This is a genomic window from Burkholderia sp. BCC0405, assembly GCF_902833075.1.
Classification (GTDB): Bacteria; Pseudomonadota; Gammaproteobacteria; order Burkholderiales; family Burkholderiaceae; genus Burkholderia.
Map to the genome: position 1 here is coordinate 35555 of NZ_CADFEO010000009.1, position 17806 is coordinate 53360.

The following is a 17806-nucleotide window of genomic DNA, read 5'->3' on the forward strand; positions in this document are numbered from 1 at the left end:
TTTACTCCCACGATGCAGGCCGGGCACACCCCGCGCACCGGCTGCCGCGAGTCCCACCGGGAGGAAACGAACCATGAAGTCGACGAAGATCGCCGCGCTTGCCGCGGCCGTGCTGGCGACCGGCGCGTTCACACACGCCGCGCTTGCCGAAACGGATGCCGCGACCTGCCGCACCGTGCGTTTCGCGGATATCGGCTGGACCGACATCACGTCGACCACGGCGCTCGCGTCGACCGTGTTCGAGGCGCTCGGCTACAAGCCGACCACGACGATCGCGTCGGTGCCGATCTCGTTCGCCGGCCTGAAGAGCAAGCAGCTCGACGTGTCGCTCGGCTACTGGTGGCCCGTGCAGCAGAAGCAACTCCAGCCGTTCCTCGACAGCAAGTCGATCAACGTCGTCGAACCGCCGAACCTGTCGGGCGCGAAGGCGACGCTCGCGGTGCCGAGCTACGAATACCAGGCCGGCCTGAAGACCTTCGAGGACATCGCGAAGCACCGCGCGGAACTCGACGGCAAGATCTACGGGATCGAGCCGGGCAGCAGCGCGAACGCGACGATCCAGAAGATGATCGACACGAACCAGTACGGGCTCGGCGGCTTCAAGCTCGTCGAATCGAGCGAGGCCGGGATGCTGGTGACGGTCGAGCGCGCGATCCGCGAGAAGAAGTGGGTGGTCTTCCTCGGCTGGGAACCGCATCCGATGAACATCCAGCTCAGCATGAACTATCTCTCCGGCGGCGATGCGTCGTTCGGGCCCAACTACGGCGAGGCGCGCGTGTACACGCTCACCGCGCCCGACTTCATTTCACGCTGTCCGAATGCGGGCAAGCTCGTCACGAACCTGCGCTTCTCGACGCAGCTCGAGAACCAGCTGATGCAGTCGGTGATGAACAAGACGAAGCCGGCCGAAGCCGCGAAGGCGTACCTGAAGAAGAACCCGCAGGTGCTCGATCCGTGGCTCGCGGGCGTCAAGACGTTCGACGGCAAGGACGGGCTGCCGGCCGTGAAGGCATATCTCGGCCTGTGACGGCCCGCGCGCATCCACCGGTGCGCCCCGACGAACCCCCCGCAATGCGACACAACCCGATTCAAGCGAGGCAACCAGCATGAACCACGAAGTCATCATCACCTGCGCCGTCACCGGCGCGGGCGATACGGTCGGCAAGCATCCGGCGATTCCGGTCACGCCGAAGGAGATCGCGGCCGCCGCGATCGAGGCCGCGAAGGCCGGTGCGACGGTGGCGCACTGCCACGTGCGCGATCCGCAGACGGGGCGCGGCAGCCGCGACCCGAACCTGTACCGCGAAGTGGTCGACCGCATCCGCTCGGCCGACGTCGACGTGATCATCAACCTGACGGCCGGCATGGGCGGCGATCTCGAGATCGGCCCCGGCGAGGACCCGATGCGTTTCGGCAAGGGCACCGACCTGGTCGGCGGCCTCACGCGCCTCGCGCACGTCGAGGAACTGCTGCCCGAAATCTGCACGCTCGACTGCGGCACGCTGAATTTCGGCGATGGCGACTACATCTACGTGTCGACGCCCGCGCAGTTGCGCGCCGGCGCGAAGCGCATCCAGGAGCTTGGCGTGAAGCCGGAGCTGGAGATCTTCGACACGGGCCATCTGTGGTTCGCGAAGCAGTTGCTGAAGGAAGGGCTGCTCGACGATCCGCCGCTGTTCCAGCTGTGCCTCGGCATTCCGTGGGGCGCGCCGGCCGACACGGGCACGATGAAGGCGATGGTCGACAACCTGCCGCCGGGCGCGCACTGGGCCGGCTTCGGGATCGGCCGCATGCAGATGCCGATGGTCGCGCAGGCGATGCTGCTCGGCGGCCACGTGCGCGTCGGCCTCGAAGACAACATCTGGCTCGATCGCGGCGTGCATGCGACCAACGGCACGCTCGTCGAACGCGCGCGAGAGATCGTCGAGCGGCTCGGCGCCCGCGTGCTGACGCCGGCCGAAGGCCGCCGCAAGCTCGGCTTGCCCGCACGCGGCGAGCGTCCGCTCGAACGCCGTGCGCTCGCCGAGTTTGCGTGAGTTCTTCCCCGACTGATTGATACGACGCGGCGGCACGCACAGGCGCGGCCGCCCGCCGATTTCCCCTGATTTGAAGGATGCATTGACATGGCTGTGAAGACCGACATCAAGACGTTCGCCGCGATCGGCACCGGCGTGATCGGCAGCGGATGGATTTCCCGCGCGCTCGCGCACGGTCTCGACGTGGTCGTGTGGGACCCCGCGCCGGGTGCGGAAGAACGGTTGCGCGCGAACGTCGCGAACGCGTGGCCTGCGCTCGAACGCGTCGGCCTCGCGCCGGGCGCCGATCCCGCGCGGCTGCGTTTCGTGGCGACGATCGAGGCATGCGTCGCCGATGCGGATTTCATCCAGGAAAGTGCGCCCGAGCGCGAGGCGCTGAAGCTCGAACTGCACGAGCAGATCAGCCGCGCGGCGAAGCCCGACGCGATCATCGCGTCGTCGACGTCGGGGCTGCTGCCGACGGATTTCTACGCGCGGGCGACGCATCCGGAGCGCTGCGTGGTCGGCCATCCGTTCAATCCCGTCTACCTCCTGCCGCTCGTCGAGGTGCTCGGCGGCGCGCGCACGTCGCCGGAAGCGGTCGAAGGCGCGATGGAGATCTATCGCACGCTCGGCATGCGGCCGCTGCACGTGCGCAAGGAAGTGCCGGGCTTCATCGCCGACCGGCTGCTCGAAGCGTTGTGGCGCGAAGCGCTGCACCTCGTCAACGAAGGCGTTGCGACAACCGGCGAGATCGACGACGCGATCCGCTTCGGCGCGGGCATCCGCTGGTCGTTCATGGGCACGTTCCTGACCTACACGCTCGCGGGCGGCGACGCGGGCATGCGACACTTCATGCAGCAGTTCGGCCCCGCGCTCGAATTGCCGTGGACGAAGCTGGTTGCGCCTACGCTGACCGATGCGCTGATCGACAGCGTCGTCGAAGGCACGACCGAACAGCAGGGCACGCGCAGCATCAAGGAACTCGAACGCTATCGCGACGAGTGCATCACCGAGGTGCTGAAGTCGATCGCCGCGGTGAAGGCGCGGCACGGGATGCGATTCGAAGACTGAGGACGAGAGACGATGACCGGCGATACCCCGCTGACGATTTACCGGGACGCGGTGCGGCCCGAATGGGTCGACTACAACGGCCACCTGCGCGATGCGTTCTATCTGCTGATCTTCAGCTTCGCGACCGATGCGCTGCTGGATCGCATCGGCCTCGATGACGCCGCGCGCCGCGCGCGGGGCCGCTCGGTCTATACGCTCGAAGCGCACGTGAACTACCTGCACGAGATCAAGGAGGGCACGCAGGTGCGCGTCGACGCGCGCGTGCTCGCGCACGACGCGAAGCGGCTGCACCTGTATCTCGAGCTGTTCGCGGCCGGGCATGACGATGCGGTCGCGGCGAGCGAGCAGATGCTGCTGCACGTCGATACGCGCGATGGCGCGAAATCGGCGCCGTTCGACGACAACGTGGCTGCGCGCGTGGCCGGGCTGCATGCGTTGCAGCGCGATTGCGCGGCGCCCGCGTACGCGGGCCGCGTGATCGCGCTGCCGCCGCGCCGCTAGCCGGCGCGAATCTTCCATCACGGAGCGCACACGATGCTCGAACCGGAAATCGCGACGTTCGTTGCAGCCGTCGACGCGTGGTATCCGGCCGATGCGGCCGCGCGCTCGCCCGGCGAGCAGCGCCGCCTGTACGACCGCTTCGCGGCCGAATGGACCCCGGCTGCGCTGCCGGCCGGCATCGTGCAGCAGGACGCCGTCTGGCAGGCGCCCGACGGCCGCGCGATCGGGTTGCGGCGCTACACGTCCGCGCACGGCGCGCCGCGCGGCACGGTGCTGTTCTTTCATGGCGGCGGCTTCGTCGTCGGCTCGCTCGACAGTCACGCGCTGATCACCGCGCAACTTGCGGCCGATACGGGGCTCGACGTGATCGCGGTCGACTACCGGCTCGCGCCCGAGCATCGCGCACCGGCCGCGCTTGAAGATTGCCTGGAGGTCACGCGCGCCGCGCGCGACGCGCGCTGGCCGTTCGGGCCGTGCGTGCATCCGCTGACGCTCGCGGGCGACAGCGCGGGCGGCATGCTTGCGGCGGCCGCGGCCACCGCGTTGCGCGATGCGGGCGAAGGCGGTGTCGACGGTATCGCGCTCGTCTATCCGATGCTCGGGTTCGAACCGCAATCGCCCGCGCGCGAAACGGAAGCGCACGCGCCGATGCTGACGCTCGACGACGTCCATCGCTATCGCGCGCTGTACTGGGACGGCGTCCTGTCCGATGCGCTGGGAGACGGCAACCCGCTGCTGCGCGCATCGGTGCCGCTCGCGGCTTCGCGTTTCGACGGCCTGCCGCCCGTGCTCGCGATCGGCGCGGAACACGATCCGCTGCGTGACGATGCGCGCGTGTACGCCGAACGGATTCGCGCGGCCGGCGGCGTCGCGCACTACTGGATGGGAGAGGGGCTGGTGCACGGCTGCTGGCGCGCGCTCGGGACGAGTCCGCAGGCGGCGCGGCTGCACCGGACGGTCGGCGGGTTTCTGCTCGCACCACACGCGTAGCGGGCGTTTCCGGGAGGCAACGATGCAGGCAGCGCAACAGCGTATCGAGGACTGGCGGACGTTTTCGGCGGACGCGGCCATTGCGGCGGCGACGATTGGCGACGGCGCGGTGGACATCGAATGGAGCGACGCGCGACGATCGCCGTTTCATTTCGACTGGCTGCGCGACAACTGCGCGTGTTCCGCGTGCGTGCATGCCGTCACGCGTGAACAGGTGTTCGAGATCGCCGATGCGCGCGACGATCTCGCCGCGCTCGCGGTGCACGTCGAAACCGACGGCGCGCTGCATGTCGAGTGGAACGACGGACATCGCAGCGCGTGGTCGCCGGGCTGGTTGCGCGCGCATGCGTACGACGACGCGTCGCGCGCGGAGCGCCAGGCCGCGCACGGTCGGCACGTGTGGGCCGGCGACGATGCGACGGCCATCGGCGTGTTCGCGTGGCGCGACGTGATGGAGGACGACGACGCATTGCTCGCGTGGCTTGCCGCGTTGCAACGCACGGGGCTGACGCTCGTCGAAGGCGTGCCGGCCGAGCGTGGCCGTGTCGACCCGATCGCGCGCCGTGTCGGCCTGATCCGGGAGAGCAATTTCGGCGTGCTGTTCGACGTCGAATCGAAGCCGCGTCCGGACAGCAATGCGTATACGTCGCTGAACCTGCCGCCGCATACCGATCTGCCGACCCGCGAATTGCAGCCGGGCGTGCAGTTCCTGCATTGCCTCGCGAACGACGCCACCGGCGGCGACAGCGTGTTCCTCGACGGCTTCGCGCTTGCCGATGCGTTGCGGCGCGAGCATCCGGACGATTTTGAACAACTCGCATCGACGCCGTTCGAGTTCTGGAACAAGAGCGCGAACAGCGACTACCGCTGCTCGGCGCCGGTGATCGGGCTCGATGCGCGCGGCAATGTCACCGAGGTGCGCGTCGCGAACTTCCTGCGCGGGCCGCTCGATGCGCCGGCCGGCTCGGTCGCGGCCGTCTATCGCGCGTACCGGCGGTTCCTCGCGCTGGCGCGCGAGCCGCGCTTTCGCGTGCAGCGCCGGCTGCGGGCGGGCGACATGTGGGCGTTCGACAACCGGCGCGTGCTGCATGCGCGTACCGAGTTCGATCCGTCGACGGGCCGCCGGCACCTGCAGGGCTGTTACGTCGATCGCGACGAACTGCTGTCGCGGTGGCGGGTGTTGTCGCGGTCGGTGCCTGCCGTCGCTGTGCCGCGCTGACGGGCGGGCCCGGCTTCAACATGCCCGCCCGCCTGCCTCGCAGATGAAAAAGCGCCCGGACGCAAGGCGCCCGGGCGAAGCCACCCGTTGCCGGGCGGCGGAGGTATGCGTTTCATAAAAAAGGACGAGCCCCGCAAGGGGGCTCGTCCGGACTTTCCTGCTTCATCGCGCGACGCGCGGCGCCCGTCGAGGGCGCATCGGCTTACTGGCCGAAGAAGATCGAATCGCGAGCGTTCGACGACGCTGCCGGGGCGCCCGAGTGGACGGCCGGGGCCGGTTGCGCGCCGTAGCCGCTGGTGTCGGCACCATGAACACGCGCTTCTGCGCTCTGGATGTCGTTCGGGTAGTACGGGCTCGACAGGCCCGGCTTGTAGCCGGCTTGTTCGAGCTGGACCAGTTCGTTCTTCACTTGCGCGCGGGTCACGGTGCTTTGGGCGAATGCGCCAAACGAAGCGGACAGGGCGGCAGCGGCAACGACTGCGGAAACGAGCGATTTCATGATGACCTCCGGTGTTTTATTGAGTTCGCTCTCGACACCATGTCTTAAGCGATTGATCAAATGTTAGTCATCAGAAGGTTCAGGGTAAACGCTGATTTTGGCGATAGATTGTTTCCTGGGTGGTAACAGTAGCGCGCCGAATCAGTCTTTCAACCAGCTTTCTTTTCGGTTGATGCAACAAGCGTGAAGCGTATTGCGGACGGCGATGCGCGGTTCAGCGCGCCTCGGCCGCCGCGTCGAACGGCCGGCCCGGCGAGCGTCCGGCCGGCGCGCCCGAACTGAGGAAGCGCACGCCTGTCGCGGCTTCCGATGCTTCCCACAGCAGTGCCGCCGAGGCCACGTCGCGCGCCGCACGCGGCACGCTCGCGGGCGACGGCAGCCCGCGCGACTCGAACCAGCCGGACGGCCCGATATAGGCGCCGCCGGCGAGATCGGGCGAGGTCGCGGCATGGATCGCGGGCAGCGCGCCCTGGTCGGCCGGCTGCGCGAGATAACGGTTCGCGGCACGCATCAGCGCGGCACGGGCGGGCGAGCCGTCCATCGCCGGGCCGGCGAACTGCAGGTTGGTCGCCGCGTAGCCCGGGTGCGCGGCGACGCTGATCCCGGCGAACGCTGCGCGCTCGAAACGGCGCTGCAGTTCGATCGCGAATACGAGATTCGCAAGCTTGCTGTCGCAATAGGCGAGATAACGGTTGTAGCGGTGCTCGGCGCGCAGGTCGTCGACGCGGATCCGGCCGACGCGGCTGAGGCCGCTCGACATCGTCACGACACGCGCCCGGCGCGCAGCGCGCAGCGCGGGCAGCAGGTGGCCGGTCAGTGCGAAATGGCCGAGGTGATTGGTGCCGAACTGCATCTCGAAGCCGTCGTGCGTATGGCGCAGCGGCAGGAACATCACGCCGGCGTTGTTGCAGAGGATATCGACGCGGCCATGGCGTTCGGCCACCTCGGCCGCGAAGCGTGCGATCGACGCGAGATCGGCGAGGTCGAGCGCGTCGACTTCGACGCGGGCATCGGGATGGCGCTGGCGGATCGCGTCGGCTGCCGGTGCGGCGCGGGCCGCATCGCGGCAGCCCATCACGACCGTCGCGCCTTTCGCGGCCAGCGTTTCCGCCAGCTGCCAGCCGAGCCCGCTGTTGGCGCCGGTCACGACCGCGACCTTGCCGCCTTGCGCCGGGACGTGGCGCGCGCTCCATGCATGCATGTCTGCCTCCATCGGCGCGACCGGGCGGCCGCGGCGCGTAATCATTACATCGAGTGGTGTAACGATAGTGCGCGCAGGCGTGGCAGACAAGCGGGGGAATCAGGCCGGCGCTTCTAGGGCCGACGCATCGTGTGGCGGCGCGTGCCATGACGCGCCGCGGCAGGATTTACCTGCCGCCGGCCAGCGCGAGCACTTCGGCGGCGGAGATCATCGCGGCTGCGTTCGCGGGCGCCGGGCGTTCGGCCGGGCGGAAGACTTCGTCGCCGCGGTGGATGACCTGGCGCGACAGCGCGCAGGTGCCGGTGCGTTGCGCGAAGCGGCGGCGCCAGCGCTGTTCACCGTAGTGACAGCGGCCAGGTTCGACCCAGCGGACGACGAGCAGCGTATCGGACTGTTCGAGGATTTCGACGTGGACGTCGGCGGGATCGAGCGCAGGCAGGGATTTGGAGGCCTTCATTTGCCGTTTCCTAAAGCTCGTGCGGTTTCGGCCTTGGCAGTGGATGTCACTACCCGATGGCGAATCCGTAGCGGTTTCCATGAGTGGTGCGCTAAATGTAAGCGTCTGTGACCGGAAAAAACATCCTGTCTGGCTCAAATTACCTTTTGCCGATTTAGAAACAATCCACGCTTATTTTCTTGGAAACCACAGACAAAAACGCCCCGGACGCGAAGTCCGGGGCGGGAAATCGGCCCGCGCGCCGTGTCTGCTCGCCCAGTCACGGAGCCCATCGCCGGGGGACGGAGGTGCCCGCAGGGATCGGACGCGGGCGGGGTGGCGATGGACCGGAAGCGCAGTCCGGTCGCCATGATGGCGCGCGCATCCCGTTGAGACCCTGACGTGAACATGACTTTTTTGTCAGTTTGACGAGGTGCCGCGCCCGGATGCGTGCGCTAAACCGGCCGGAAGGGCCGCCGGTATTGAGGCTGCGCGGGTTGCTGGACATGCTCCCTGGCGCCATCGAGCACCGAATCCTGGCTCAACCGCCCGATTTCGCCGCCCGGGTAAATACTGAATCCCGATTCCGTGACAAACGCGCCACCTCTTCCTATGATTGGTTGGACCTTTGGTCCTTTGTGCCAATCGGCCGACGGGTGGCCGGATTTTTCGGGAGGTGCTCATGAGATTGCAGGGCAAACGCGCGCTGGTGACGGCGGCCGGGCAGGGCATCGGCCGCGCGACCGCGCTGCGGTTCGCGAGCGAGGGCGCCGACGTGCTGGCGACCGACATCAACGAAGCCGCGCTCGTGCGGTTGGCGGCCGACGCCGAGCGCGCGGGCGGCCGGCTCGCCACGCGGCGGCTCGACGTCACCGATGCGCAGGACGTCGCGGCGCTCGCCGCGCGCGAGCGTGCGTTCGACGTGCTGTTCAACTGCGCGGGCTTCGTGCACCACGGCTCGATCCTCGACTGCGACGACGAAGCCTGGGCGTTCTCGCTGAACCTGAACGTCACGTCGATGTACCGGCTGATCCGCGCGCTGTTGCCCGCGATGCTCGAGGCCGGCGGCGCGTCGATCATCAACATGGCCTCGGCCGCGTCGAGCGTGAAGGGCGTGCCCAACCGCTTCGTCTACGGCACGACCAAGGCGGCCGTGATCGGGCTGACCAAGGCGGTGGCCGCCGATTTCGTCGAGCGGGGCATCCGCTGCAACGCGATCTGCCCGGGCACGATCGAATCGCCTTCACTGGAGCAGCGGATCGCGGACCAGGCGCGCACGCGCCACGTGTCGACCGACGAGGTGCGCCAGGCGTTCGTCGCGCGCCAGCCGATCGGCCGCATCGGCCGCGCGGAAGAAGTGGCCGCGCTCGCGCTGTACCTCGCGTCCGACGAAGCGTCGTTTACGACCGGCGCGATTCACCTGATCGACGGCGGCTGGTCGAACTGACCGCGCGTTCCCCTTCACTTTCCGTTTCCGCTCAAGACGACATGAAACTGCTGAGATTTGGCGACAAGCACCATGAAAAGCCGGGCCTGCTCGATGCGCAGGGCCACATTCGCGACCTGTCCGGCGTGATCGACGATATCGCCGGCGATGTGCTGGCGCCGGCGTCGCTCGCGCGGCTGCGCGACATTCCGCCGTCGTCGCTGCCGCTCGTCGAAGGCACGCCGCGGCTTGGCGCGTGCGTCGGTCGCGTCGGCAAGTTCATCTGCATCGGGCTCAACTACTCCGACCACGCGGCCGAATCGGGGATGGAGGTGCCGAAGGAGCCCGTCGTGTTCGGCAAGTGGACCAGTGCGATCTCGGGGCCGAACGACGACGTCGAGATTCCGCGCGGCTCGGAGAAGACCGACTGGGAAGTCGAGCTCGGCGTGGTGATCGGCGAGGGCGGCCGCTATATCGCGGAAGCCGATGCGCTGTCGCACGTGGCCGGCTACTGCGTCGTGAACGACGTGTCGGAGCGCGAATTCCAGCTCGAACGCGGCGGCACGTGGGACAAGGGCAAGGGCAACGACACGTTCGGGCCGCTCGGCCCGTGGCTCGTGACGGCAGACGAAGTGCCCGATCCGCATGCGCTGCGGCTGTGGCTCGACGTCGACGGCCATCGCTACCAGAACGGCACGACCGCGACGATGGTGTTCCGCGTGCCGCACCTGATCAGCTACCTGAGCCGTTTCATGAGCCTGCAGCCGGGCGACGTGATCTCGACCGGCACGCCGCCGGGTGTCGGTCTCGGGCAGAAACCGCCCGTTTATCTGCGCGCCGGGCAGGTGATCACGCTCGGCATCGACGGGCTCGGCGAGCAACGCCAGCGCACCGTGCAGGCCTGATTTCCTTTCGCGGACGATTCGTCATGCCTATCATTCGATCGATGCGCGTCCTCGACGTGCGCTTCCCGACCTCGCGCCAGCTCGACGGCTCCGATGCGATGAATCCGGACCCCGATTATTCGGCAGCCTATGTCGTGCTCGAAACCGACCGCGACGGGCTCGAAGGTCACGGGCTCACGTTCACCATCGGGCGCGGCAACGAGATCTGCTGCGCGGCGATCGACGCGATGCGTCACCTCGTCGTCGGCCTCGACCTCGACTGGATTCGCGCCGACATGGGCCGCTTCTGGCGGCACGTCACGTCGGACAGCCAGTTGCGCTGGATCGGCCCCGACAAGGGCGCGATCCACCTGGCGACGGGGGCCGTCGTCAATGCGGTATGGGATCTGTGGGCGAAAGCCGAACGCAAGCCGTTGTGGCGGCTCGTCGCCGACATGCGCCCGGAGGAACTGGTGCGATCGATCGACTTCCGCTACCTGACCGACTGCCTGACGCCGGATGAAGCGCTCGACCTGCTGCGCCGGCAGGCGCCCGGCAAGGCGGAACGGATCGCGCTGCTCGAGCGCGACGGCTACCCGTGCTACACGACGTCAGCCGGCTGGCTCGGCTACAGCGACGACAAGCTGCGGCGGCTGTGCCGCGAAGCCGTCGAGGCCGGGTTCGAGTACGTGAAGCTGAAGGTCGGCGCGAACCTGGAAGACGACATCCGCCGCGTGACGATCGCGCGCGAGGTGATCGGCCCGGACCGCCAGTTGATGATCGATGCGAACCAGGTGTGGGAAGTCGACGAGGCGATCGACTGGGTGCGCGAGCTGGCGTTCGCGCGGCCGTGGTTCATCGAGGAGCCGACGAGCCCCGACGACGTCGAAGGGCATCGCAAGATCCGCGAGGCGATCGCGCCCGTGCAGGTCGCGACCGGCGAGATGTGCCAGAACCGCGTGCTGTTCAAGCAGTTCATCGCGCGCGGCGCGATCGACGTCGTGCAGATCGATGCGTGCCGGCTCGGCGGCGTGAACGAGATTCTCGCGGTGATGCTGATGGCCGCGAAGTACGGGTTGCCCGTGTGCCCGCATGCGGGCGGCGTCGGGTTGTGCGAGTACGTGCAGCATCTGTCGATGATCGACTACATCTGCATTGCCGGCACGAAGGAAGGGCGCGTGACCGAGTACGTCGATCACCTGCACGAGCATTTCGTCGAACCGTGCGTCGTGCGCGGCGCGGCGTACATGCCGCCGACGGCGCCCGGTTTCTCGATCGAGATGAAGCCCGAATCGCTGGAGCAATACCGGTTCCGCGGCTGACACGCGTCGAGCGTGCCGACAACATGAACGACGGAGACGCGAAGTGGATTTGAATCTGCAACACAAGGTCGTGATCGTGACCGGCGGCGCGTCGGGCATCGGCGCCGCGATTTCGATGCGGCTTGCCGAAGAAGGCGCGATTCCGGTGGTGTTCGCGCGCCACGCGCCCGACGATGCGTTCTGGCGCGCACTCGTGCGCAAGCAGTCGCGTGCCGCGCACATCTCGGTCGAATTGCAGGACGATGCGCAATGCCGCGACGCAGTTGCGGAAACGATCGCGCGCTTCGGCCGACTCGACGGCCTGGTCAACAACGCGGGCGTCAACGACAGCATCGGCCTCGATGCCGGTCGCGACGCGTTCGTCGCGTCGCTCGAACGCAACCTGATCCACTACTACGTGATGGCGCACTACTGCGTGCCGCACCTGAAGGCGGCGCGCGGCGCGATCGTCAACATTGCGTCGAAGACGGCAGTCACCGGGCAGGGCAACACGAGCGGCTATTGCGCGTCGAAGGGCGCGCAGCTCGCCTTGACACGCGAATGGGCCGTCGCGCTGCGCGACGACGGCGTACGCGTGAACGCGGTGATCCCGGCCGAGGTGATGACGCCGCTTTACCGGAACTGGCTTGCCGGCTTCGACGACCCCGACGCGAAGCTGGCCGGCATCGCCGGCAAGGTGCCGCTCGGCAAACGCTTCACGACGGCCGACGAAATCGCCGATACGGCCGTGTTCCTGCTGTCGGCGCGCGCATCGCACACGACGGGCCAGTGGCTGTTCGTCGACGGCGGCTATACGCACCTCGATCGTGCGATCAGCTGAGGGCGGTGCGCCATGCAACCGGACCTGAACCCGAACACCGCGCCGCCGTTGATCGCATTGACCGGTATCGGCAAGCGCTTCCCGGGCGTGCAGGCGCTCGACGATTGCCGTTTCGACCTGCGTGCCGGTGAAGTGCATGCGCTAATGGGCGAGAACGGCGCCGGCAAGTCGACGCTGATGAAGATTCTCGCGGGCGTCTACCCGCGCGACGGCGGCGAGATCCGGATGGATGGCCGCGCGGTGGAGATCGCCGATCCGCGCGCCGCGCAGGCGCTCGGGATCGGCATCATCCATCAGGAGCTGAACCTGATGAATCACCTGAGCGTCGCGCAGAACATCTTCATCGGCCGCGAGCCGCGCGGCCGCTTCGGCGTGTTCGTCGACGAAGCGGCACTCAACCGCGACGCGGCCGCGATCTTCGCGCGGATGCGGCTCGATCTCGACCCGCGCACGCCGGTCGGACGGCTGACGGTGGCGAAGCAGCAGATGGTCGAGATCGCGAAGGCGCTGTCGTTCGACTCGCGCGTGCTGATCATGGACGAGCCGACCGCCGCGCTCAACAACGCGGAAATCGCCGAGCTGTTCCGCATCATCCGCGACCTGCGCGCGCACGGCGTCGGCATCGTCTACATCTCGCACAAGATGGACGAGCTGCGCCAGATCGCCGATCGCGTGACCGTGATGCGCGACGGCAAGACCGTCGCGACCGTGCCGATGGCGGACACGTCGATGGACGCGATCATCGCGATGATGGTCGGACGCCAGCTCGCAACCGAATTGCGCACGCCGCCCGATACGTCCGCGAACGACGTCGCGCTCGAAGTGTGCGGGCTGTCGCGCGGCCGTGCGATTCGCGATGTCGGCTTCACGCTGCGGCGCGGCGAGATTCTCGGCTTCGCCGGGTTGATGGGGGCGGGCCGCACCGAGGTCGCGCGCGCGGTGTTCGGCGCGGACCCGGTCGACGCGGGCGAGATCCGCGTGCACGGCAAGACCGTGACGATTCGCGCGCCGGCCGATGCGGTGAAGCACGGCATCGGCTACCTGTCCGAGGATCGCAAGCACTTCGGGCTTGCGGTCGGGATGGACGTGCAGAACAACATCGCGCTGGCGAGCATGCGCCGCTTCGTGCGCCGCGGCGTGTTTCTCGATGCGCGTGCGCTGCGCGACACCGCACAGGCGTACGTGCGGCAGCTCGCGATCCGCACGCCGTCGGTGACGCAGCCGGCGCGGCTGCTGTCGGGCGGCAACCAGCAGAAGATCGTGATCGCGAAGTGGCTGCTGCGCGACTGCGACATCCTGTTCTTCGACGAGCCGACGCGCGGCATCGACGTCGGCGCGAAAAGCGAGATCTACAAGCTGCTCGACGCGCTCGCCGCCGACGGCAAGGCGATCGTGATGATTTCGTCGGAGTTGCCGGAAGTACTGCGCATGAGCCACCGGATTCTCGTGATGTGCGAAGGGCGCGTGACCGGCGAATTGCGCGCGGCCGACGCCACGCAGGAAAAGATCATGCAGCTCGCGACGCAGCGCGAGTCGACCGTGTTGTCCTGATTCAGCCCCTACGATCATGTCCAACGATACGCATCCCGTTCCGCCTCTCGCTTCCGGCGACACGCCGGCCGGCGCATCCGGCTTCCGAGCCCGCTTCTTCAACCCGGCCGCACGCCAGAAGCTGCTCGCATTCGCGAGTCTCCTGCTGCTGATCGTGTTCTTCAGCATCGCGTCGCCGAACTTCCTCGAGGTCGACAACCTCGTCGCGATCCTGCAGGCCACCGCGGTGAACGGCGTGCTGGCTGTCGCCTGCACCTACGTGATCATCACGTCGGGCATCGACCTGTCGGTCGGCACGCTGATGACGTTCTGCGCGGTGATGGCCGGCGTCGTGCTGACGAACTGGGGCATGCCGCTGCCGCTCGGGATCCTGGCCGCGCTGTGCTTCGGCGCGCTGTCGGGCTGCGTGTCGGGCTTCGTGATCGCGAAGATGAAGGTGCCGCCGTTCATCGCGACGCTCGGCATGATGATGCTGCTCAAGGGGTTGTCGCTCGTGATCTCGGGCACACGGCCGATCTACTTCAACGACACGCCGGGCTTCACGTCGATCGCGCAGGATTCGCTGATCGGCAGCCTGATCCCGGCGCTGCCGATTCCGAACGCGGTGCTGATCCTGTTCCTCGTCGCGATCGGCGCGTCGATCGTGCTGAACCGCACGATCTTCGGCCGCTATACGTTCGCGCTCGGCAGCAACGAGGAGGCGCTGCGGCTGTCGGGTGTGAACGTCGATGCGTGGAAGATCGCGGTCTACACGTTCAGCGGCGCGGTGTGCGGGATCGCCGGGCTGCTGATCGCATCGCGGCTCAATTCCGCGCAGCCCGCGCTCGGGCAGGGCTACGAGCTCGATGCGATCGCGGCCGTCGTGATCGGCGGCACGTCGCTGTCGGGCGGCGCGGGCAGCATCGTCGGCACGATCATCGGCGCGTTCATCATGAGCGTGCTGACGAACGGCCTGCGCATCATGTCGGTCGCGCAGGAATGGCAGACGGTCGTGACGGGCGTGATCATCATCCTCGCCGTCTACGTCGATATCCTGCGCCGGCGGCGCCGCTGACGGACGCATTCGAGCAGGCATGTGCTTCATCGCCGGTTCCGGCCGGCGTCCCAGTCGTTCCAGTCGATACGAAAAAAGGAGACGCGAAGTGATCAGGAGCAAGGTGTTGAACGCGATCGTCGGGCTGACGTTCGCCGTCGGCGTCACCGCCGGCGCGCAGGCGCAGGAAACCTATATCCCGCTGATCTCGAAGGGCTTCCAGCATCAGTTCTGGCAGGCCGTGAAAGCGGGCGCGATGCAGGCCGCGAAGGACTACAAGGTGAAGGTGACGTTCGAAGGCCCCGAAACCGAAGCGATGGTCGACAAGCAGATCGACATGCTGTCGGCCGCGATCGCGAAGAAGCCGGCCGCGCTCGGTTTCGCGGCGCTCGACAGCAAGGCCGCGCTGCCGCTGCTGAAGAAGGCGCAGGCCGAGAAGATCCCGGTGATTGCGTTCGACTCGGGCGTGGACAGCGACATTCCGGTGACGACGGCCGCGACCAACAACAAGGCCGCCGCCGCGCTGGCCGCCGACAAGCTTGCCGCGCTGATCGGCGACGAAGGCGAGGTGGCCGTGGTCGCACACGACCAGACGAGCCGCACCGGCATCGACCGTCGCGACGGCTTTCTCGAACGAATGAAGTCGGCGCATCCGAAGGTGCAGGTCGTGACCGTTCAGTACGGCGAAGGCGACCAGCTGAAGTCGACCGAGGTGACGAAGTCGATCCTGCAGGCGTATCCGAAGCTCAAGGGGCTGTTCGGCACCAACGAAGGCTCGGCGATCGGCGTGGTCAACGGCGTGCGCGAGATGAAGCGCAAGGTCGTGATCGTCGGCTACGATTCCGGCAAGCAGCAGAAGGATGCGATCCGCAGCGGGCTGATGGCCGGCGCGATCACGCAGAACCCGGTCGGAATCGGCTACAAGACGGTCGAGGCAGCCGTGAAGGCGATCAAGGGCGAGAAGCTGCCGAAGGTCATCGATACCGGTTTCTACTGGTACGACAAGACCAATATCGACGACCCGAAGATCGCGGCGGTGTTGTACGACTGAGCGTTGCGTCGGGCGGCGGTGGCGCGCGCCGCCGCCGCGCCGACCGGACACGAGGGCATCATGGGCGCAGTGCGTATCGATTCCCATCAGCACTTCTGGCGCTATCGCGCCGCCGATTACCCGTGGATCGGCGCCGGGATGGAGGTGCTCGCGCGCGACTACCTGCCCGATGCGCTGTGGCCGCTGATGCACGCGCAGGCAATCGGTGCGTCGATCGCGGTGCAGGCGCGCGCCGGGCGCGACGAGACGGCGTTCCTGCTCGATCTCGCGCGCGACGATGCGCGCATCGCGGCAGTGGTTGGCTGGGAGGATCTCGCCGCGCCGGAGCTTGCCGAGCGTGTCGCCGAATGGCGCAGCCCGAAGCTGCGCGGCTTCCGTCACCAGGTGCAGGACGAAGCCGATGCCGGCGCGTTCGTCGCGGAGCCGGGCTTCAATCGCGGCGTCGCGTGGCTGCAGGCGAACGGCTACGTGTACGACGTGCTCGTGTTCGAGCGCCAGTTGCCGGACGTGCATGCGTTCTGCGCGCGGCACGACGCGCACTGGCTCGTGCTCGATCACGTCGGCAAGCCCGCGCTCGCCGATTTCGAGCACGACGACACCGCGCTCGCGCGCTGGCGCGCCGCGTTGCGCGAGCTGGGCGCGCTGCCGCATGTCGCGTGCAAGCTGTCGGGGCTCGTGACCGAAGCCGACTGGAAGCGCGGCCTGCGCGGGAAGGACGTCCGGCATATCGAGCAGTGTCTCGACGCGGCGCTCGACGCGTTCGGCCCGCAGCGGCTCATGTTCGGATCGGACTGGCCCGTGTGCCTGCTGGCCGCGTCGTATGACGAAGTCGCGTCGATCGTCGAGCGCTGGGCCGAATCGCGGCTGTCGGCGGCCGAGCGCAACGCGCTGTGGGGCGGCACCGCCGCGCGTTGCTATGCGGTGCCGGGCGCGGCGAAGCGCGGCATATAGAATAGGCGCGAACGGTCTGTTCGATTCGTCAGACCGTCCGGAACGAAACCGATCACCTGCCTCAACGTATGTCCATCCAGCCGATTCAGAACCGCCGCCTCTACCAGCAGATCGCCGACAAGCTCAGTGCGATGATCGCGTCCGGCGATTTTCCGCCGGGCAGCTATCTGCCGCCCGAGCGCGAACTCGCCGAACAGTTCGGCGTGTCGCGCACGTCGGTGCGCGAGGCGCTGATCGCGCTCGAAGTGAGCGGGCTCGTGAGCGTGCGCGTCGGCGACGGCGTGAAGGTGCGCCACCCCGAAGCCACAGCGGCACCCGAACCCGATACGAAAGCCGCGCCGTTCACGATCGTCGAGATCGATCCCGAACTCGGCATCGCACTCGACCTCGATACCGAAATCCCGCCGTTCGCGCTACTGCAGGCGCGCCGGCTGATCGAGCCGGAAGCGGCGTCGCTGGCCGCGAAGCACGGCTCGGACGAGCAGATCGAAGGGATCCACGAGGCGTTCCTGCGCAACCAGGAAGACAACCGCAGCGGTTCGCTCACGCATCCGGGCGACCGGCTGTTTCATATCCGTATCGCGGAGGCGAGCGACAACGCCGCGTATGCGCTGATGATCAAGCAGTTGCTCGCGCACAAGTACGACCTGATGTTCCAGCGGCTGCAATCGCTGTACATGCCGGACGACATGCCGCACCGCTCGGAACTGGAGCACCGGGCGATCCTCGATGCGATCCGCGCACGCGATCCGGACGCCGCGCGCCGCGCGATGGCCGAGCATCTCGACGAAGTGATCCGCATCTTCGGGCGCGCGCTCGATTGAGCGCGCCGT

At 67.7% G+C, this 17806-nt stretch carries 18 protein-coding genes; 15 read left to right on the plus strand and 3 right to left on the minus strand.

Features of this window, described 5'->3' with window-relative positions; genetic code table 11:
- The first annotated feature begins 73 nt into the window (after positions 1-73).
- The 6 genes from HWX36_RS16585 to HWX36_RS16610 all read left to right on the plus strand — a co-directional run bounded on the left by HWX36_RS16585 (position 74) and on the right by HWX36_RS16610 (position 5799).
- Positions 74-1027, plus strand: a complete 954-nt coding sequence (locus tag HWX36_RS16585; RefSeq protein ID WP_175953134.1) for a choline ABC transporter substrate-binding protein — start codon at positions 74-76, stop codon at positions 1025-1027.
- A gap of 79 nt (positions 1028-1106) precedes the next feature.
- On the plus strand, positions 1107-2036 hold the full coding sequence (locus HWX36_RS16590) for a 3-keto-5-aminohexanoate cleavage protein (RefSeq protein ID WP_175953135.1): 930 nt from the start codon (positions 1107-1109) through the stop codon (positions 2034-2036).
- Between the two features lie 87 nt (positions 2037-2123).
- The gene (locus HWX36_RS16595; protein ID WP_175953136.1) at positions 2124-3089 is read left to right on the plus strand and encodes an L-carnitine dehydrogenase; all 966 of its coding nucleotides are present in this window, start codon (positions 2124-2126) and stop codon (positions 3087-3089) included.
- Positions 3090-3101: 12 nt separating this feature from the next.
- Complete coding sequence (locus HWX36_RS16600) at positions 3102-3590, plus strand: thioesterase family protein (RefSeq protein ID WP_175953137.1); 489 nt, start codon at positions 3102-3104, stop codon at positions 3588-3590.
- Between the two features lie 33 nt (positions 3591-3623).
- A complete protein-coding gene (locus tag HWX36_RS16605) occupies positions 3624-4580 on the plus strand; it encodes an alpha/beta hydrolase (protein ID WP_175953138.1) in 957 nt (318 codons plus the stop codon).
- A 22-nt stretch (positions 4581-4602) separates the two neighbouring features.
- The gene (locus HWX36_RS16610; RefSeq protein WP_175953139.1) at positions 4603-5799 is read left to right on the plus strand and encodes a TauD/TfdA family dioxygenase; all 1197 of its coding nucleotides are present in this window, start codon (positions 4603-4605) and stop codon (positions 5797-5799) included.
- A 202-nt stretch (positions 5800-6001) separates the two neighbouring features.
- Here HWX36_RS16610 and HWX36_RS16615 read toward each other — a convergent pair whose 3' ends face one another.
- The 3 genes from HWX36_RS16615 to HWX36_RS16625 form a co-directional block, all read right to left on the minus strand.
- Positions 6002-6298, minus strand: coding sequence for a DUF4148 domain-containing protein (locus HWX36_RS16615; protein ID WP_175953140.1), 297 nt, complete (start codon positions 6296-6298; stop codon positions 6002-6004).
- A gap of 214 nt (positions 6299-6512) precedes the next feature.
- The gene (locus tag HWX36_RS16620) at positions 6513-7499 is read right to left on the minus strand and encodes an oxidoreductase (RefSeq protein ID WP_175953141.1); all 987 of its coding nucleotides are present in this window, start codon (positions 7497-7499) and stop codon (positions 6513-6515) included.
- Between the two features lie 166 nt (positions 7500-7665).
- The gene (locus HWX36_RS16625; RefSeq protein ID WP_175953142.1) at positions 7666-7956 is read right to left on the minus strand and encodes a DUF3331 domain-containing protein; all 291 of its coding nucleotides are present in this window, start codon (positions 7954-7956) and stop codon (positions 7666-7668) included.
- A gap of 661 nt (positions 7957-8617) precedes the next feature.
- Here HWX36_RS16625 and HWX36_RS16630 point away from each other — a divergent pair.
- The 9 genes from HWX36_RS16630 (at position 8618) to HWX36_RS16670 (ending at position 17797) form a co-directional block, all read left to right on the plus strand.
- The gene (locus HWX36_RS16630) at positions 8618-9382 is read left to right on the plus strand and encodes an SDR family oxidoreductase (protein WP_175953143.1); all 765 of its coding nucleotides are present in this window, start codon (positions 8618-8620) and stop codon (positions 9380-9382) included.
- 41 nt (positions 9383-9423) lie between these two features.
- Positions 9424-10266: an ureidoglycolate lyase gene (locus HWX36_RS16635; protein WP_175953144.1), complete on the plus strand. Its 843-nt coding sequence runs from the start codon at positions 9424-9426 to the stop codon at positions 10264-10266.
- A gap of 23 nt (positions 10267-10289) precedes the next feature.
- The gene (locus HWX36_RS16640) at positions 10290-11567 is read left to right on the plus strand and encodes an L-fuconate dehydratase (RefSeq protein ID WP_175953145.1); all 1278 of its coding nucleotides are present in this window, start codon (positions 10290-10292) and stop codon (positions 11565-11567) included.
- Positions 11568-11610: 43 nt separating this feature from the next.
- Entirely contained in the window at positions 11611-12387 is a 777-nt protein-coding gene (locus tag HWX36_RS16645) for an SDR family oxidoreductase (RefSeq protein ID WP_175953146.1), read from the plus strand.
- 12 nt (positions 12388-12399) lie between these two features.
- Positions 12400-13938, plus strand: a complete 1539-nt coding sequence (locus HWX36_RS16650; RefSeq protein WP_175953147.1) for a sugar ABC transporter ATP-binding protein — start codon at positions 12400-12402, stop codon at positions 13936-13938.
- Positions 13939-13954: 16 nt separating this feature from the next.
- Positions 13955-14992, plus strand: coding sequence for an ABC transporter permease (locus tag HWX36_RS16655; protein ID WP_175953148.1), 1038 nt, complete (start codon positions 13955-13957; stop codon positions 14990-14992).
- Positions 14993-15080: 88 nt separating this feature from the next.
- Positions 15081-16022 carry an ABC transporter substrate-binding protein gene (locus HWX36_RS16660; RefSeq protein WP_175953149.1) on the plus strand — a complete coding sequence of 314 codons (942 nt, stop codon included), beginning with the start codon at positions 15081-15083 and terminating at the stop codon, positions 16020-16022.
- A 60-nt stretch (positions 16023-16082) separates the two neighbouring features.
- Entirely contained in the window at positions 16083-16973 is an 891-nt protein-coding gene (locus HWX36_RS16665) for an amidohydrolase family protein (RefSeq protein ID WP_175953150.1), read from the plus strand.
- 68 nt (positions 16974-17041) lie between these two features.
- Positions 17042-17797 (plus strand): FadR/GntR family transcriptional regulator, encoded by a 756-nt coding sequence (locus HWX36_RS16670; protein WP_175953151.1) that lies wholly within the window; start codon positions 17042-17044, stop codon positions 17795-17797.
- The last annotated feature ends 9 nt before the right edge of the window (positions 17798-17806 follow it).

What these genes read in the sequence shown, in the direction of transcription:
- HWX36_RS16585 (WP_175953134.1), top strand. Translation starts at nt 74, where the DNA reads ATGAAGTCGACGAAGATCGCCGCGCTTGCCGCGGCCGTGCTGGCGACC.
- HWX36_RS16590 (WP_175953135.1), top strand. Translation starts at nt 1,107, where the DNA reads ATGAACCACGAAGTCATCATCACCTGCGCCGTCACCGGCGCGGGCGAT.
- HWX36_RS16595 (WP_175953136.1), top strand. Translation starts at nt 2,124, where the DNA reads ATGGCTGTGAAGACCGACATCAAGACGTTCGCCGCGATCGGCACCGGC.
- HWX36_RS16600 (WP_175953137.1), top strand. Translation starts at nt 3,102, where the DNA reads ATGACCGGCGATACCCCGCTGACGATTTACCGGGACGCGGTGCGGCCC.
- HWX36_RS16605 (WP_175953138.1), top strand. Translation starts at nt 3,624, where the DNA reads ATGCTCGAACCGGAAATCGCGACGTTCGTTGCAGCCGTCGACGCGTGG.
- HWX36_RS16610 (WP_175953139.1), top strand. Translation starts at nt 4,603, where the DNA reads ATGCAGGCAGCGCAACAGCGTATCGAGGACTGGCGGACGTTTTCGGCG.
- HWX36_RS16615 (WP_175953140.1), bottom strand. Translation starts at nt 6,298, where the DNA reads ATGAAATCGCTCGTTTCCGCAGTCGTTGCCGCTGCCGCCCTGTCCGCT.
- HWX36_RS16620 (WP_175953141.1), bottom strand. Translation starts at nt 7,499, where the DNA reads ATGCATGCATGGAGCGCGCGCCACGTCCCGGCGCAAGGCGGCAAGGTC.
- HWX36_RS16625 (WP_175953142.1), bottom strand. Translation starts at nt 7,956, where the DNA reads ATGAAGGCCTCCAAATCCCTGCCTGCGCTCGATCCCGCCGACGTCCAC.
- HWX36_RS16630 (WP_175953143.1), top strand. Translation starts at nt 8,618, where the DNA reads ATGAGATTGCAGGGCAAACGCGCGCTGGTGACGGCGGCCGGGCAGGGC.
- HWX36_RS16635 (WP_175953144.1), top strand. Translation starts at nt 9,424, where the DNA reads ATGAAACTGCTGAGATTTGGCGACAAGCACCATGAAAAGCCGGGCCTG.
- HWX36_RS16640 (WP_175953145.1), top strand. Translation starts at nt 10,290, where the DNA reads ATGCCTATCATTCGATCGATGCGCGTCCTCGACGTGCGCTTCCCGACC.
- HWX36_RS16650 (WP_175953147.1), top strand. Translation starts at nt 12,400, where the DNA reads ATGCAACCGGACCTGAACCCGAACACCGCGCCGCCGTTGATCGCATTG.
- HWX36_RS16655 (WP_175953148.1), top strand. Translation starts at nt 13,955, where the DNA reads ATGTCCAACGATACGCATCCCGTTCCGCCTCTCGCTTCCGGCGACACG.
- HWX36_RS16665 (WP_175953150.1), top strand. Translation starts at nt 16,083, where the DNA reads ATGGGCGCAGTGCGTATCGATTCCCATCAGCACTTCTGGCGCTATCGC.
- HWX36_RS16670 (WP_175953151.1), top strand. Translation starts at nt 17,042, where the DNA reads ATGTCCATCCAGCCGATTCAGAACCGCCGCCTCTACCAGCAGATCGCC.